The following is a 16204-nucleotide window of genomic DNA, read 5'->3' as shown; positions in this document are numbered from 1 at the left end:
GTTTGCGGCCCGCGTGCCTTCGATGCCTGGTCCGCGCGGAAGCAGGCGGGCGCGAGCCCGCCGGCGGCGCCCGGTCAGAGCTTGCAGTCGCCCACGTAGACGTCCTGGTACTGGTCGAACACCTTGCCCACCAGCTTGTTGGTGATGCGACCGTCGGCGTCCTTGTCGACCACGCGCAGGTAGTAGGCCTGGATGGGATAGTGGTTCTTGCCGTAGGTGAAGCTGCCGCGCACCGAGGGGTAGTCGGCCTTTTCGAGCGCCTTCACGATGGCCTGGCGGTCGGCGGCCTTGCCGCCGGCCTGCTTGACGGCCGCATCCATGGCCATGATGACGTCATAAGCCTGGGCGGCGTACACCGACGGATAGCGGCCGTTGTATTCCTTGCGGAAGGCCGCGACGAAAGCCTTGTTCTGCGGCACGTCCAGGTCGTGCGCCCACTGCGCCGTGTTGTACATGCCCAGCATGGGCTCGCCCACCGCCTGGATGACGTCCTCGTCGGCCGAGAAGCCCGGGCCGATGAGCTTGATGCTCTGCGACAGGCCGGCCGACACGAACTGCTTGACGAAATTGATGCCCATGCCGCCGGGCAGGAAGATGTAGACCGCATCGGGCTTGGCGGCGCGGATCTGCGCCAGCTCGGCCGCGTAGTCGATCTGCCCGAGCTTGGTGTACACCTCGTCGGCCGGCGGCGTCTTGTAGCCGCGCTTGAAGCCCGTGAGGGCATCCTTGCCCGCCGGGTAGTCCGGCGCCATGATGAACATCTTCTTGTAGCCGCGGTCGGCCGCCACCTTGCCCGCCGCCTCGTGAAAGGCGTCGTTCTGGTACGACGTGCCGAACCAGTAGGGGTTGCACTGCGCGCCGGCGAGCTGGCTGGGGCCGGGATTGTTGGACAGGTACGGCACCTTGGCCGCGAACAGCGCCGGGCCCACGGCCAGCGCCACGTTGGAGCCGATGGGGCCCGTGAAGAAATCGATCTTCTCGCGCTGGATGTAGCGGGTGACGAGCTGGCGGGCCTGGTCGGGGTTGCCGCCCATGTCGGTCTGCAGGAATTCGGCGGGCTGGCCGCCCAGCTTGCCGCCCAGCTGCTTGATGGCGAGGTTGAAACCGTCGCGGGCCTCGGCGCCCAGCGCCGAGAAGGGGCCGGAGATGTCGTTGGCGATGCCGACCTTGATGGCGTCCGCCTGCGCGAGGGCCGGAACCAGCGCGGCGGCGGCGAGGAAGGAAGTGATGAAACGCATGGTGGTTTTCTCCGTGCGCGAGCCGCGCAGAGGGGTGTTCTTGTAAATTGCGGTTCGAAAGACTTCTGCCGGCCCGGCGGGGCCTGCAAGACCCTGGCAAGACCGGCGCCTGCAACACCGCTCCCGCATTGCGGCATGGGGAAAAGTGGCGCGCAGCATAGTTTAGGTTTAAAGTATCAGGCAAAACAAGTCTAGGGTTTTTACCAATAAACTACCGTCATGGTTACCCTTTTCGCCTTCGCTGTCTCCGCCTTGCGCCATGGCGCTGGTCGGACAGTACCCGACATCCCGCCCGCGCTCAAGCTTCGCGATCCGCGCGCGCCCTTCCGCTCCCACGGTACGGACCCACGCCATGATTGACGCTCCCGATCTCGAATCCCGCGCAGCGCCCGACGATCATCATGCGCTGCGGCTGTGGCTGCGCATGCTCACCTGCTGCAATCTCATCGAAAGCGAGATCCGCAGCCGGCTGCGCAACGAGTTCGACACCACGCTGCCGCGCTTCGACCTCATGGCGCAACTGCAGCGCGCGCCCAAGGGCATGAAGATGGGCGAGCTGTCGCGCCACATGATGGTCACCAACGGCAACATCACGGGCATCACCGACCAGCTCGAGAAAGAAGGGCTGGTGGTGCGCACCAAGGTCGAGTCCGACCGCCGCAGCTCGCTCATCAAGCTCACGCCGCAGGGCAAGAAGATCTTCGCCCGCATGGCGCGCGCCCACGAGTCCTGGGTGAAAGGCATGCTGGGCGACATGCCCGAGGCCAGCCGCAACGCGCTCTACCAGGCGCTGGGCGAGCTGAAGCTGCAGGTGGTGGCCACGCGCTCCGAATCGTCACGCTCCTGAGCGCCGCGCCTCCTGGGGTTTGGCGCATAATTGCCGCCATGATCCCGGTTTCACTTCCTGGCGGCAATTTCTACGTACTGATGGCGGCCTCCCTGGCCTGCCTCAGCACGCTGCTGACCTGGCTGGCCGTGCTGGCCACCAGCCGCAGCGCCCGGCTCTGGCTGGGCGGGCACCGCCGCGCCGGCGGGCTGCTCATGGCGCTGCTGGCCCTGGTGGGCCTGGTCTTTCCCTATCAGCAATTCAGCCTGTGGCTCGCGGCGCAACGCGACGCCGAAGCCGACGCCGGGCGCAGCGCCCAGCTCGCGCAGGCCACCCGCCTGGCCGGCGTGGACATGCCGGCCGGCAGCACGCTGCGGCTGGCCCGGCCGGGCGACCTCTCCTCTTTCGACCTCGCCGCCTTTCCCGCCGGCCAGCCCGCGCGCATCGGCGGGCTGGAAGCCACCCGCCTCTTCCATTACCCGCCCAGCGGCAAGCGGCCCGAGATGCTGTCGGCCGAGATCGAGCGCGACCAGGCCCAGGAGGGCTGGCTCTGCGCGCACGGCCATCGCGTCGAATTCGTGATGCGCGGCGGCGAGCCGCGCTTCGAAAGCTGCCACCTGGCCATCGGCAACACCCTGGACGGGCAGCCCGTGCCCGCCGGCGCCTGGCTGAAGCTGCGCGACGACGCCATCGGCGGCGCGCCCGACCCCGCCTCGGGCGCGCCGCGCTGGCTGCTGCGCACCGAGGGCAGCGAAGCGCTGGACATCGGCGGCATGCCGCTGCTGAAGGTCGACCTCGAACTCGACGCCAGCCGCCGCAGAACCCGCTTCGAGGGCCTGCTGGCCCGCGAAACCACGCTGGGCGACCTCACCTATCCCACCGGCACCCGGGTGCTGTCGGCCGCGCCCGGCCTGGCCGGCGCGCAGGCCGGCGACCTGCTTTTCTCGCCGTCGCGCGGACGCGCCGCGCGCCAGGCGGGCGGCGGCGACGTGGCGGCCGGGAAGTCGGTGCTGCAGTCGCCCGACGGCACGCTGCGGGCGGTGCTCACCAACCGCGAGGCCGGCGTGCTGGACGTGGCCACGGTGCGGCTCGCGCCCTGACCCGCCGCCGCCGGCCCCCCGCGCCCGGCGGTGGGATAATACGAAGCTTTCCCCCGCGCGCCGCCCCTGGTCCGGCGGCGTATCCGTCCTGCTCATTCATGAGACGAAGTCATGGCCGTTAACCTGCAGATCCCCTCCGAGTCCGAAATCTTTCCAGTCGCCGGCGTCGAAATCGGCGTAGCCGAGGCGGGCATCCGCAAGGCCAACCGGCGCGACCTGACCGTCTTCCGCCTGGCCGAAGGCGCCAGCGTGGCGGGCGTGTTCACGCGCAACCGCTTCTGCGCCGCGCCGGTGCAGGTCTGCCAGGCCCATCTGGCCAAGAACGGCCCGATCCGCGCGCTGGTCATCAACACCGGCAACGCCAACGCCGGCACCGGCGCCGAGGGCCTGAAAAAGGCGCAGGACACCTGCGCCGAGCTGGGCAGGCTGCTGGGCGTGCCGGCCGATCAGGTGCTGCCCTTCTCCACCGGCGTCATCCTCGAACCGCTGCCGCTGGACCGCCTGGTGGCCGGCCTGCCCGCCGCCATCGCCGACCTGGGCCCCGACCACTGGTTCGCCGCGGCCCACGGCATCATGACCACCGACACCCTGCCCAAGATCGCCTCGCGCAAGGCGGCCATCGGCGGCAAGACCGTCACCTTTACCGGCATCAGCAAGGGCGCGGGCATGATCCGCCCCAACATGGCCACCATGCTGAGCTTTCTGGCCACCGACGCCGGCATCGCCCAGCCGCTGCTGCGCAAGATGGCCGGCGAGATCGCCGACGCCTCGTTCAACCGCATCACGGTGGACGGCGACACCTCCACCAACGACTCCTTCATTCTCATCGCCACGGGCAAGTCGGGCCTGAACATCGACGCCGAAACCGACCCCGGCTATGCCGAGGTGCGCGAGGCGCTGGCCGCCGCCGCGCTGGAACTGGCTCAGAAGATCGTGCGCGACGCCGAAGGCGCCACCAAGTTCATGACCATCCGCGTCGAGGAGGCCGGCAACGTCGAGGAGGCCCTCAAGGTGGCCTACGCCGTGGCGCATTCGCCGCTCGTCAAGACCGCCTTCTACGCCTCCGACCCCAACCTGGGCCGCATCCTGGCCGCCATCGGCTACGCCGGCATCGACGACCTGGACGTCTCGCGCATCCGGCTGTGGCTGGACGACGTGCTGGTGGCCAAGGACGGCGGCCGCAACCCCGACTACCAGGAAGCCGACGGCCAGCGCGTCATGAAGCAGCCCGAGATCCGGGTGCGCATCGCGCTGGGCCGCGGCCAGGCCAGCGACACCGTCTACACCTGCGACTTCTCGCACGACTACGTGTCCATCAACGCCGACTACCGCTCCTGACCGCGCCGGCGGCGGCCCGCCGCCGCCGCTCCATTGGAAGACACCGTGACCGCAACCGACTATTCCTCGCTCCTGCAGCGCGCCGAACGCGTGCTGGCCCAACTGGAAGCCTGGCTGCCGCCGGCTCCCCCCGACATCGACTGGACCGCCCACGCCTTCCGCTGGCGCAAGCGCGGCTCGCGCGGCTGGCTGGACGCCGTGCGCCACGTCGCGCGCATCGAGCTCGACGACCTGCAGCACATCGAGCGGCAGAAATCCATCATCGACCGCAACACGCAGCAGTTCATCGAGAAGAAGCCCGCCAACAACGTGCTCATGACCGGAGCCCGCGGCACCGGCAAGAGCTCGCTGGTCAAGGCCATGCTGGCAGCCTACGCCGGGCGCGGGCTGCGCCTGATCGAAGTGGACAAATCCGACCTGGGCGACCTGGCCGACATCGTCGAGCTGGTCGCCTCCCGCCCCGAGCGCTTCATCGTGTTCTGCGACGACCTGTCCTTCGAGGAAGGCGAAGCCGGCTACAAGGCGCTGAAATCGGTGCTGGACGGCTCGGTGGCCGCCTCGGGCGACAACGTGCTCATCTACGCCACCTCCAATCGCCGCCACCTCATGCCCGAATACATGAGCGAGAACCTGCAGGCCAGGCACCAGGCCGACGGCGAGATCCACCCCGGCGAAACCGTCGAGGAAAAGATTTCCCTGTCCGAGCGCTTCGGGCTCTGGCTGTCGTTCTATCCCTTCAAGCAGGACGACTACCTGGACATCGTCTACCACTGGCTGCGCGAGCTGGGCTGCCCCGAGGAGCACGTGGAGGCCTCGCGCACCGAAGCCCTGCAATGGACGCTGGAGCGCGGCTCGCGCTCGGGCCGCGTGGCCTACCAATTCGCGCGCGACTGGGCGGCCCGCCATGTCTGAGAAGATCGTCGACGTAGCCGCCGGCCTGATCCTGCGCAGCGACGGCAAGCTGCTGCTGGGCCAGCGCCCCGAGGGCAAGCCCTGGGCCGGCTGGTGGGAGCTGCCGGGCGGCAAGCTCGAGCCCGGCGAAACGGTGCTGGAGGCGCTGGCGCGCGAGCTGCAGGAAGAAATCGGCATCCGCGTGACGCAGTCGCGGCGCTGGGTCACCTACGTGCATGCCTACCCGCACACCACGGTGCGCCTGGCTTTCTGCCACGTCACGGGCTGGGAAGGCGAACCCAAGGGCCTGGAGAACCAGCGCCTCGAATGGGTGGACCCCGCGCGCGCGGCCGAGGTCGGCGACCTGCTGCCCGCCGCCCTGCCGCCGCTGCGCTGGCTGCAATTGCCCACCGCCTACAGCATCAGCTCGGCCGGCTCGCGCGCGGGCGCGGCGGCCTACCTGGGCCGGCTGGACGCCGCCCTGGCGCGCGGCGTGAGGCTCTTCCAGTTCCGCGAGCCCGCATGGCCGGACGGCCCGGCCGCCACTTCGCTGCATGAATTGCTCCAGCAAGTGCTCAGGCGCTGCAAGGCGCAGGGCGCGCGGGTGCTGGTCAACAGCGCGCACCCCGCCGCCTGGTGGCGCGAAGCCGACGGCGTGCACCTGCGCGCGGCCGACGCGGCCGGGCTCTCCGCCCGCCCCGCCCTGCCCGATGGCGCGCTGGTGGGCGTGTCCGCGCATGACAACGCCGAGGTCCTGCACGCCCGCGACCTGGACGCGGACTTCGCCGTGCTCGGCCCCGTGCTCGACACCGCCTCGCATCCCGGCGCTCCCACCTTGGGCTGGGAGGGGTTCGAGGCCGGCATCCGCGATGCGGGCCTTCCCGTTTTCGCGCTGGGCGGCCAGTCGGCCGCCACCCTGTCCCAGGCGCTACGCCATGGCGGGCATGGGATTGCGGGGATACGGGGGGTTTAGGGGAGCCCACCCCCGAAGCGCCTGCGGCGCTTCCCCCTCAAAGGGGGCGCGCCGGCGGACCGGCAAAGCCGGATCCGCGCTGGTGGGAAAGGCGCCGTTGTTCGGTGACGGGGGATTTGCGGTGGGGCGCTGCATTCTCCCCGGTCGTTGGGACGGGGTTCTTCTGAAAAAGGGGCAAGGAGCCGGCCGCTGCTGAGGCGGCGTGGCGGTTACTCGGGCGCGCAGGCGCCGGCCATCAGTTCTTCCAGCCAGCCGGCGAATACCTGCACGCGGCGCGAGGGCGGGTGGCGGTGGGTGTAGAGCAGGGTCATGGGCATGGGCGCGGCGCGGTGGGCGGGCATGACTTCCACCAGGTCGCCGGCGCGCAGCGCGTCGCGCACGTCGTAGGCCGGGATCTGGATCAGGCCCAGGCCCGCCAGACAGCAGGCGATGTAGGCTTCGGCGTTGTCCACGATGACGCGGCCGGGCAGCGGCCGGGTGCGCAACGCGCCGTCTTCCATCCATTCCCAGGGCGCGGGCCGCCCGCTTGCCGGCGGCGCATAGTGCACCGCCCAGTGCGCGTCCAGCTCGGCCGGGTGCGCCGGCACGCCGTGCCGCGCCAGATAGGCGGGGCTGGCCACGTTGATGAGCGCGAGTTCGCCCAGCGGCCGCGCATACAGGCCGGAGTCGCCCAGCCGGCCCACGCGCAGCGCGCAGTCCACGCCCTCGCCCACCAGGTCCACGGGGCGGTCGCTCATGCCCAGGGCCAGTTGCAGCCTGGGATGGCGTTCGAGAAAGTCCGGCAGGGCCGGCGCCACGATGAGCCTGCCGATGCGGCCGGGCACGTCCACCCTGAGCAGGCCCGCCGGGCCCGCGTCGCGGCGGAACAGGCTTTCGGTTTCTTCCATGTCGGCCACCAGCCGCAGGCAGCGTTCGTAGAACAGCTCTCCTTCGCGCGTGGGCGCGACCTGGCGCGTCGTGCGGTTGAGCAGGCGCGCGCCCACCCGGCCTTCCAGCTCCTGCACGGCGGCGGAAACCGTCGAACGCGGCAGGCCGAGCGTGTCGGCGGCGCGCGTGAAATTGGCGCACTCCACCACGCGGGCGAAGACGCGAAAAAGATCGATGCGGTCCACAGCGGGCTGTTTTGTTCGTAATTTCTGTATAGAGCAACCAGAAATACATGATTTATGCCATTTTTCTGGAATATATCATCGAAGCCATGCGGGCACCGCGCAAGGCGGCCCGCCTCTCTCCTGAACCGAAGCGGAGCCCGACATGGCAGACCACAGCATTCAAGGCAAGACCGTCCTCATTGCGGGCGGCGCGAAAAACCTGGGCGGCCTCATCGCCCGCGACCTGGCCGCGCACGGCGCGCGCGCCATCGCCATCCACTACAACAGCGATGCCGCCCGCGCGGACGCCGAGGCCACGGTGGCCGCAGTGCAAAAGGCCGGCGCGCAGGCGGCCGCCTTCCAGGGCGACCTGCGTTCGGCCGCCGCGATGACGCGGCTGTACGACGAGGCGCAGGCCGCGCTGGGCCAGTTCGACATCGCCATCAATACGGTGGGCAAGGTGCTGAAGAAGCCCATTGCCGAAGTCACCGAGGCCGAGTACGACGAGATGTCCGACGTGAACGCCAAGACGGCGTTCTTTTTCCTGCAGGAAGCCGGGCGCCGGCTGCGCGACAACGGCAAGATCTGCACCCTGGTGACTTCGCTGCTGGGCGCGTTCACGCCCTGCTATGCCGCCTACGCCGGCACCAAGGCGCCGGTGGAGCACTACACCCGCGCGGCCGCCAAGGAATTCGGCGCGCGCGGCATTTCGGTCACGGCGGTCGGGCCGGGCCCGATGGACACACCCTTCTTCTATCCGGCCGAAGGCGCGGACGCCGTGGCGTATCACAAGACCGCGGCGGCGCTGTCGGCCTTTTCTCGCACCGGCCTCACGGACATCGAGGACGTGGCGCCCTTCATCCGTTTCCTGGTGTCCGAAGGCTGGTGGATCACCGGGCAGACCCTGCTCATCAACGGCGGCTACACCACCAGGTAGGCCGCCGCGGCGCGTCCGCCCTCAACCGGCGGGCGAAGCGGGCGGCGGGGCCGCGTCCGCCGGCGCGGCGGAAGCGGCGGGCGGGGCGGCCGACGCCGCGGAGGCCGCAGCTTCCAGCCCCTCCCAGCCGCCGCCCAGGGCCACGATGAGATTCACGCTGGCCACCAGCCGGTTGCTCAGCAGGCTGAGCGCGTTGCGCTCGCTGCTCAGCGCGGCCGCCTCCACGGTGGCCACGCTCAGGTAGTCCACCATGCCGGCCTGATACTGGTTCTGGATCAGGCGCAGCGATTCGCGCGCCGCCTCCAGCGCGCGGCGCTGCACCGTCTGCTCATCGGCCAGCACGCGCAGCTGGATGAGATAGTCTTCCACCTCGCGCAGGCCGGTGAGCGCGGCCTGCCGGTAGGCGGCGGCCTGCGCGTCGTAGGCCGCCCGCGCCTGCTCGATCTGCGACTGGCGCGCGCCGCCGTCGAAGATCGTCATCGCCAGCGCCGGGCCGAGCGACCAGAAGCGCGCCGGCGCGGTCAGCAGCTCGGCGAACTGCCCGTTGCGAAAGCCGCCGTCGGCCGACAGCGTCAGGCTGGGAAACCAGGCCGACTGCGCCACGCCGATCTGCGCGTTGGCCGCCGCGGCGCGCCGCTCGGCCGCCGCCACGTCGGGCCGCCGCTCCAGCAGTTCCGACGGCAGGCTGAGCGGAATCTCGGGCAATTGCAGCGTAAACGGCCTGGCCGCCAGCGAAAAACGCGAAGGCGCCTGCCCCATCAGCACCGCGATGGCGTGCTCGTACTGGCCGCGCTGCCAGTCCAGGTCCAGCGACTGCGCGCGGGTGCTTTCGAGCTGGGTGCGCGCCACGGCCACGTCCGACAGGCCGGCCACCCCGGCCGCGTAGCGGTTCTGCGTGAGCTGCAGCGAACGCTCGTAAGCGGCCACCGTGTCTTCGAGCAGGCGCTTCTGTTCGTCGAGCACGCGCAACTGCAGATAGGCCGTCACCAGCGCCGCCTGAGCGCTCAGGCGCGTGGCGGCAAGGTCCGCCAGGCTGGCCGAGGCGCTGGCCTGGGATGCCTCCACCGAGCGCCGCACCTTGCCCCAGACATCCAGCTCCCAGCTCACGCTGCCGGCCAGGGTGTACTGGTTGGACACCTGGCTGCCCGACACCGACGAGGAGCCGCTCTGCCCTCCGCCGCTGCCGGAGCGGGTCACGCCCGCCGACGCGCCCACCGTGGGGAAGAATCCGGCGCGCGCGTTGCGCACCAGGGCGATGGCCTCGCGGTAGTTGGCTTCGGCCTGCGCGATGGTCTGGTTCGAGGCGTTGAGCCGGTCCACCAGGCTGTCGAGCACCGGGTCGTCGTACACCCGCCACCACTGGCCGCGCTCGGCCTGGTCGCGCGGCTCGGCGCGCTTCCAGCCCGGCACCGCGTCCTGACCCTCCTTGTAGGCGGCGCCCACGTCCAGCACGGGCCGCTGGTAGTCCGGCCCCACGGCGCAGGCGCCCAGCGCCGCGCACAGCGCCGCGGCCAGGACGGCCCGCGTCAGCGCGGTCCGGGCAGCGCCGGCCGAAGCGGCCCGGACGGAAGGAGTTCGAGGTTGCGGCTTGGCGTGGTCGATCATGGTTGTTCTGGTGTTGCGGCCGCGCCGTCCTGGCGGGCGCGCCCGCGCGCGGCCCACAGGCGGAAACGGTCCAGGTAGAGATAAACCACCGGCGTGGTGTAAAGCGTGAGGATCTGGCTGAGCACCAGGCCGCCCACAATGGTAATGCCCAGCGGCTGGCGCATCTCCACGCCCGCCCCGGTGGCCAGCACCAGGGGCAGCGCGCCGAAGATGGCGGCCATGGTGGTCATCATGATGGGACGGAAGCGCGTCAGGCAGGCCTGGAAGATGGCCTCGCGCGGCGCCATGCCCTGCCCGCGCTCGGCCTCCAGCGCAAAATCCACCATCATGATGGCGTTCTTCTTGACGATGCCGATGAGCAGGAACACCCCGATCAGCGCGATCAGCGTGAAATCGTAGCGCAGCACCTGCAGCGCCAGCAGCGCCCCCAGGCCCGCCGAAGGCAGCGTGGAGAGAATCGTGAGCGGATGCACGAAACTCTCATACAGAATGCCCAGCACGATGTACATGGTGACCAGCGCGGCCAGGATCAGCCAGGGCTGCTGCGACAGCGTCTGCTGCAGGGCGGCGGCCGTGCCCTGGAAGCCGGCCTGGATCTGGTCGGATGGCAGGCCCAGGCGCGCCACGGCGGCGTCGATGGCGGCCGTGGCCTGGCCCAGCGACACGCCGGGCGCCAGGCTGAAGGACACCGTATCGGCCACGAACAGCCCCTGGTGCTGCACGCTCAGCGGCGCGTTGGCGTACTCGAAGCGCGTGAAGGCGGACAGCGGCACGCGCGCGCCCTCCGAGGTGATCACCTCGACCTGCTTGAGCGAATCGATGTCCTGCGCAAAGCGCGGCTCCACGCCCATCACCACGTGGTACTGGTTGAGCGGCCCGTACATCACCGAAACCTGCCGCTGGCTGAACGAGTTGTTCAGCACGGCCGAGATGGTGGCCATGCTCACGCCCAGCCGGGTGGCCGCTTCGCGGTCGATGACGAGGTTGATCTCGCGGCCCTTGTCTTCCACGTCGGTGTCCACGTCCGTGATCTCGGGCAGCCGCGCCATGGCCTGCTGCACCTTGGGCATCCAGGCGCGCAGGAGCTGCAGGTCGCCCGACATGAGCGTGTAGGAGTACGAACCCTGGCTCTGGCGCCCGCCGATGCGGATGTCCTGCTGCGACACCAGGAACATGCGCGCGCCCGGCATGTTCTGCAGCCGGCCGCGCAGGCGGTTGATGACCACGTCGGCCGACACCTTGCGCTCCTCCAGCGGCTTGAGCTGAATCTGCATGAAGCTGCTGTTGCTGCCGCCGCGCCCGCCGGCATAGCCGGTCATGCTCTGCACGGCGGGGTCGGCCAGCACAACCTGGCGCAGCGCGTCGAGCTTGGGCACGGTGGCCTGGAACGAGGTGCCCTGGTCCACCCGGAAGAAGCCCAGGATCTGGCCCGTGTCCTGCTGCGGAAAGAACCCCTTGGGCACCACGGCGTACAGGTAGACATTGAGCCCGATGGCGCAGGCCAGCGAGAGCATCATCAGGCGGCCGTGCGCCAGCGCCCAGGCCAGGCTGCGCCGGTAGCCGTCCTGCATGGCGGCGAAGCCGCGCTCGGCCCAGCGCGCCAGCGGGCCGGGCGGCCGGTGCTGTTCCGGCTCGGGGCGCAGCAGGCGCGCGCACATCATGGGCGTGAGGGTGAGCGACACCACGAGCGACACCATGATGGCCGCCGACAGCGTGACCGCGAACTCCCGGAACAGGCGCCCCACCACCCCGCCCATCAGCAGGATGGGGATGAACACCGCCACCAGCGACAGGCTCATGGAAAGCACGGTGAAGCCCACTTCGCGCGAGCCCCGCAGCGCCGCCCGCATGGGCGACATGCCGTTCTCCACGTGGCGCATGATGTTCTCGAGCACCACGATGGCGTCGTCCACCACGAAGCCCGTGGCCACGATGAGCGCCATCAGCGAAATGGTGTTCAGCGTGAAGCCGCACAGGTACATGATGCAGAACGTGCCGATCAGCGACACCGGCACCGCGATGCTGGGAATCAGCGCGGCGCGCCAGCGCCGCAGGAACAGCAGCACCACCAGCACCACCAGGCCCACGGCGATCACCAGCGTCAGTTCGGCCTCGTGCAGCGAGGCGCGGATGCTGGGCGTGCGGTCCTGCGCCACGCTGAGCGTCACGTCGGCCGGCATCAGCGCCAGCAGCGTGGGCAACTGCGCGCGCACCGCGTCCACGGTTTCGATGATATTGGCGTCGGCCTGCCGGCGCACGATCATGAGAATGGCCTTGCGGTCGTTGTAGAAGCCGGTCTGATACAGGTCTTCGACCGAGTCCTCGACCTTGGCCACGTCCGACAGCCGCACCGGCGCGCCGTCGCGCCAGGCCACGATGAGCGGCCGGTACTGCTCGGCGCGGCTGAGCTGGTCGCTGGCCATGATCTGCCAGTGGTAGCGGTCGTTCTCCAGCACGCCCTTGGGCCGGTTGGCGTTGGCGTTGGACAGCGCTGTACGCACTTCGTCGAGCGAGACGCCGCGGTTGGCCAGCGCCCCCGGCAGCACGGTGACGCGCACGGCGGGCAGCGAGCTGCCGCCCACCGTCACCTCGCCTACGCCGTCCACCTGCGACAGCTTCTGCGCCACGATGGTCGAGGCCACGTCGTAAAGCTGGCCCAGCGACAGCGTGTCGGAGGTCATGGCCAGCGTCATGATGGGCGCATCCGACGGATTGGCCTTGTGGTAGGTCGGATTGCTGCGCAGGCTGGTCGGCAGCAGCGAGCGAGCCGCGTTGATGGCGGCCTGCACGTCGCGGGCCGCGCCGTCGATGTCGCGGCTCAGGTCGAACTGCAGGGTGATGCGGGTGGACCCCTGCGAGCTGCTCGACGTCATTTCCGTCACGCCCGCGATGCTGCCCAGCGAGCGCTCCAGCGGCGTGGCCACGCTGGACGCCATGGTTTCCGGGCTGGCGCCCGGCAGGCTGGCCGACACCGAGATCGTGGGGATGTCCACCTGCGGCAAGGGCGCGACCGGCAGCAGGAAAAACGCCAGCATGCCGGCCAGCACGACCGCCAGGCTCAGCAGCGTGGTCGCGACCGGCCGGGCGATGAACGGCGCCGACAGGATCATGAAACCTCTCCGGCGCGACCGGCCGCCGCCGCGCCGCTACGCCGCGCGAAGCGGTCGAACATCAGGTAGATGACCGGCGTGGTGAAGAGCGTGAGCACCTGCGACACCAGCAGGCCGCCCACCATCACCAGGCCCAGGGGCTGGCGCAGCTCCGCGCCGGTGCCGGTGGACAGCATCAGCGGCAGCGCGCCGAACAGGGCGGCCAGCGTGGTCATGAGAATCGGGCGAAAGCGCAGCAGCGCAGCCTCGTGGATGGCTTCGCGCGGCGGCAGGCCGCGCTTGCGCTCGGCGTCCAGCGCGAAGTCGATCATCATGATGGCGTTCTTCTTCACGATGCCGATCAGCAGGATGATGCCAATGATGCCGATCATGTCGAGCTCGGTGCCGCTGATGAGCAGCGCCAGGAGCGCGCCCACGCCGGCCGAGGGCAGCGTCGAGAGAATGGTGATGGGGTGGATGTAGCTTTCGTACAGCACGCCCAGCACGATGTACATGGTGACGACGGCGGCCAGGATCAGCAGCAGCGTGCTGGACAGCGAATTCTGAAACGCCAGCGCCGCGCCCTGGAAGCGCGTCTCCACGCTGGCGGGCAGGCCGATTTCCGTCTCGGCCGCCTTGATGGCCTCCACCGCGTCCGACAGCGAGGCGCCGGGCGCCAGGTTGAACGACACCGTCACCATGGGGAACTGGTCCAGCCGGTTCACGGCCAGCACGGTCTTGCCCTCGGTGATGCGCGCCACCGACGACAGCGGCACCTGTCCGCCCGAGGAAGTGGGCACGTGCAGCTGGCCCAGCGCGGAGGGCGTCATCTGGAACTGCGGCTGCACTTCCAGCACCACGCGGTACTGGTTGGACTGGGTGAAGATGGTGCTGATGAGGCGCTGGCCGAAGGCGTTGTACAGCGCCTCGTCGATCACGGAGGCGGTGATGCCCAGGCGCGAGGCGGCGTCCCGGTCTATTTCCACCCAGGTCTGCAGGCCCTCGTCCTGGAGGTCGTCGGTCACGTCCTTCAGGCCGGGCAGCTGGCTCAGGCGCTCCACCAGCCTGGGCGTCCACAGGCTCAGCACCGACAGGTCGGGGTTGGAAAGCGTCATCTGGTACTGCGTGCGGCTGACGCGGTCTTCGATGGTGAGATCCTGCACCGGCTGCATGTACACCGTGAGGCCGTTCTGGCGCGAGAGCGACTGGCGCAGGCGCTCCATGACTTCCGCAAGGTTGCCCTGCCGCTCGGCCTGTGGCTTGAGCGCGATCTGCATGCGGCCCGCGCTCAGCGTGGGGTTGCTGCCGTCCACGCCGATGAACGACGACACCGCCTCGACGTCCGGGTCTTCCAGCACCAGGCGCGCCGCCTCGCGCTGCCGCTCGGACATCGCGGTAAACGAGATCGACTGCGGCGCCTGGGTAATGGCCTGGATGAGGCCGGTGTCCTGCTGCGGGAAGAACCCCTTGGGAATGAGGATGTACAGCAGCACGGTCAGGGCGAACGTGGCCAGCGCCACCAGCAGGGTCAGCGGCTGGTGGCGCAGCACGACCTGCAGCATGCGGTCGTAGCCCGCGATGACGCGGTCGATGAAGGCCCCCGTCATCTGGTGGAAGCGCCCGTGCTTCTGCTCCGACTCGGCGCGCAGCAGCCGCGCGCACATCATCGGCGTGAGCGACAGCGACACCACCAGCGAGATCAGGATGGCCACGGCCAGGGTGACGGCGAACTCGCGGAACAGCCGGCCCACCACTTCCTGCATGAAGAGCAGCGGGATCAGCACCGCGATCAGCGAGAAGGTGAGCGAGATCAGCGTGAACCCGATCTGCGAAGCGCCCTTGAGCGCGGCCTGCAATGGCGTCTCGCCCTCTTCGATGTGGCGCGCGATGTTCTCGATCATCACGATGGCGTCGTCCACCACGAAGCCCGTGGCGATGGTGAGCGCCATGAGGGTGAGGTTGTTGATGGAGAACCCCGCCAGGTACATGATGCCGAAGGTGCCCACCAGCGACAGCGGCACCACCACGCTGGGAATCAGCGTGGCCGTCAGGCTGCGCAGGAAGACGAAGGTCACCATCACCACCAGCGCGATGGCCAGCAGCATCTCGAACTGCACGTCGTCCACCGAGTCGCGGATGGTCTGGGTGCGGTCGGACACCACGGTGAGGTCGAGCGTGGCCGGCAGCGCGGCCCGCAGCTGCGGCAGCAGCGCCCGCACGCGGTCCACCACCTCGATCACGTTGGCGCCGGGCTGGCGCTGGATGTTGAGCAGGATGGCCGGCTTGTCGCCCACCCATGCCGCCTGGCGCACGTCCTCCGCGCCTTCCACGGCGCGCGCCACGTCCGACAGGCGCAGCGGCGCATTGTTCTTGTACGCGATGATGAGATCGTTGTAGTCGGTGGGCGTCTTGAGCTGGTCGTTGGCGTTGATGGTGGTGGAACGCAGCGGCCCGTCCAGATTGCCCTTGGGCTGATTGACGTTGGCGCCCACCACGGCGGTGCGCAGGTCGGACAGCGACAGCCCGTTGGCGGCCAGCGCCTGCGGATTCACCTGCACGCGCACGGCGGGACGCTGGCCGCCCGCCACGCTCACCAGCCCCACGCCGGGAATCTGCGACAGCTTCTGTGCCGCGCGCGTATCCACCAGGTCGCGCACCTGGGGCAGCGGCATGGTGGGCGAGGTCACGGCCAGCGTCAGCACCGCCGCGTCGGCCGGGTTCACCTTGTTGTACGTGGGCGGCACCGGCAGATCGCCGGGCAGCAGGTTGGACGCCGCATTGATGGCCGCCTGCACCTGCTGTTCGGCCACGTCCAGCGACAGCGAGAGGTTGAACTGCAGGGTGATGACCGACGCGCCGCCCGAGCTGGTCGACGACATCTGGTTCAGGCCGGGCATCTGCCCGAACTGCCGCTCCAGGGGCGAAGTGACCAGCGAGGTCATCACGTCCGGGCTGGCGCCCGGGTACAAGGTGACGACCTGGATGGTGGGGTAGTCCACCTCCGGCAGCGCCGACACGGGCAACAGGCGGTAGGCGATGAACCCCGCGATCAGGATGGCCACCATGGAAAGCGTGGTGGCCACCGGCCGCAGGATGAACAGGCGCGACGGACTCAC

At 69.6% G+C, this 16204-nt stretch carries 11 protein-coding genes; 6 read left to right on the top strand and 5 right to left on the bottom strand.

Annotation, left to right across the window (positions count from 1 at the left end):
• Positions 1–74 precede the first annotated feature (74 nt).
• Positions 75–1238 (bottom strand): ABC transporter substrate-binding protein, encoded by a 1164-nt coding sequence (locus NGJ44_RS17140; protein ID WP_053245318.1) that lies wholly within the window; start codon positions 1236–1238, stop codon positions 75–77.
• A 352-nt stretch (positions 1239–1590) separates the two neighbouring features.
• Here NGJ44_RS17140 and NGJ44_RS17135 point away from each other — a divergent pair, with 352 nt between their 5' ends.
• The 5 genes from NGJ44_RS17135 (at position 1591) to NGJ44_RS17115 (ending at position 6366) form a co-directional block, all read left to right on the top strand.
• Positions 1591–2085: a MarR family winged helix-turn-helix transcriptional regulator gene (locus NGJ44_RS17135; protein ID WP_053245317.1), complete on the top strand. Its 495-nt coding sequence runs from the start codon at positions 1591–1593 to the stop codon at positions 2083–2085.
• A gap of 38 nt (positions 2086–2123) precedes the next feature.
• Positions 2124–3164: a hypothetical protein gene (locus NGJ44_RS17130; protein ID WP_251864677.1), complete on the top strand. Its 1041-nt coding sequence runs from the start codon at positions 2124–2126 to the stop codon at positions 3162–3164.
• 111 nt (positions 3165–3275) lie between these two features.
• On the top strand, positions 3276–4502 hold the full coding sequence (argJ, locus tag NGJ44_RS17125) for a bifunctional glutamate N-acetyltransferase/amino-acid acetyltransferase ArgJ (RefSeq protein ID WP_053245313.1): 1227 nt from the start codon (positions 3276–3278) through the stop codon (positions 4500–4502).
• Positions 4503–4547: 45 nt separating this feature from the next.
• Complete coding sequence (locus tag NGJ44_RS17120) at positions 4548–5414, top strand: ATP-binding protein (RefSeq protein WP_053245329.1); 867 nt, start codon at positions 4548–4550, stop codon at positions 5412–5414.
• The gene (locus NGJ44_RS17115) at positions 5407–6366 is read left to right on the top strand and encodes a Nudix family hydrolase (protein WP_251864676.1); all 960 of its coding nucleotides are present in this window, start codon (positions 5407–5409) and stop codon (positions 6364–6366) included. Before NGJ44_RS17120 ends, NGJ44_RS17115 begins: the two co-directional genes overlap by 8 nt.
• Before the next feature lie 209 nt (positions 6367–6575).
• Here the strand turns inward: NGJ44_RS17115 and NGJ44_RS17110 are convergent, their stop codons facing one another.
• Positions 6576–7478, bottom strand: a complete 903-nt coding sequence (locus NGJ44_RS17110) for a LysR family transcriptional regulator (RefSeq protein ID WP_053245314.1) — start codon at positions 7476–7478, stop codon at positions 6576–6578.
• 142 nt (positions 7479–7620) lie between these two features.
• Here NGJ44_RS17110 and NGJ44_RS17105 point away from each other — a divergent pair, with 142 nt between their 5' ends.
• Positions 7621–8394 carry an SDR family oxidoreductase gene (locus NGJ44_RS17105; protein WP_053245315.1) on the top strand — a complete coding sequence of 258 codons (774 nt, stop codon included), beginning with the start codon at positions 7621–7623 and terminating at the stop codon, positions 8392–8394.
• A 21-nt stretch (positions 8395–8415) separates the two neighbouring features.
• Here NGJ44_RS17105 and NGJ44_RS17100 read toward each other — a convergent pair whose 3' ends face one another.
• Genes NGJ44_RS17100 through NGJ44_RS17090 form a run of 3 tightly spaced genes read right to left on the bottom strand, consistent with a single transcriptional unit; the run spans position 8416 to position 16204 of the window.
• The gene (locus tag NGJ44_RS17100) at positions 8416–9999 is read right to left on the bottom strand and encodes an efflux transporter outer membrane subunit (protein ID WP_251864675.1); all 1584 of its coding nucleotides are present in this window, start codon (positions 9997–9999) and stop codon (positions 8416–8418) included.
• A complete protein-coding gene (locus NGJ44_RS17095; protein ID WP_251864674.1) occupies positions 9996–13109 on the bottom strand; it encodes a multidrug efflux RND transporter permease subunit in 3114 nt (1037 codons plus the stop codon). Before NGJ44_RS17095 ends, NGJ44_RS17100 begins: the two co-directional genes overlap by 4 nt.
• On the bottom strand, positions 13106–16204 hold the full coding sequence (locus tag NGJ44_RS17090; RefSeq protein WP_251864673.1) for an MdtB/MuxB family multidrug efflux RND transporter permease subunit: 3099 nt from the start codon (positions 16202–16204) through the stop codon (positions 13106–13108). The genes NGJ44_RS17095 and NGJ44_RS17090 overlap by 4 nt, the downstream gene beginning before the upstream one ends.

The sequence above is a fragment of the Achromobacter sp. Marseille-Q4962 genome (genome assembly GCF_943737005.1).
In the GTDB taxonomy this organism is placed as follows: Bacteria; Pseudomonadota; Gammaproteobacteria; order Burkholderiales; family Burkholderiaceae_B; genus Achromobacter.
Note: the sequence above shows the minus strand (reverse complement) of the source record. Positions and strands in the feature narration are given on the sequence as shown.

Coding starts and splice junctions, on each gene's coding strand:
- NGJ44_RS17140 (WP_053245318.1), bottom strand. CDS start 1,238: ATGCGTTTCATCACTTCCTTCCTCGCCGCCGCCGCGCTGGTTCCGGCC.
- NGJ44_RS17135 (WP_053245317.1), top strand. CDS start 1,591: ATGATTGACGCTCCCGATCTCGAATCCCGCGCAGCGCCCGACGATCAT.
- NGJ44_RS17130 (WP_251864677.1), top strand. CDS start 2,124: ATGATCCCGGTTTCACTTCCTGGCGGCAATTTCTACGTACTGATGGCG.
- argJ (WP_053245313.1), top strand. CDS start 3,276: ATGGCCGTTAACCTGCAGATCCCCTCCGAGTCCGAAATCTTTCCAGTC.
- NGJ44_RS17115 (WP_251864676.1), top strand. CDS start 5,407: ATGTCTGAGAAGATCGTCGACGTAGCCGCCGGCCTGATCCTGCGCAGC.
- NGJ44_RS17105 (WP_053245315.1), top strand. CDS start 7,621: ATGGCAGACCACAGCATTCAAGGCAAGACCGTCCTCATTGCGGGCGGC.
- NGJ44_RS17100 (WP_251864675.1), bottom strand. CDS start 9,999: ATGATCGACCACGCCAAGCCGCAACCTCGAACTCCTTCCGTCCGGGCC.
- NGJ44_RS17095 (WP_251864674.1), bottom strand. CDS start 13,109: ATGATCCTGTCGGCGCCGTTCATCGCCCGGCCGGTCGCGACCACGCTG.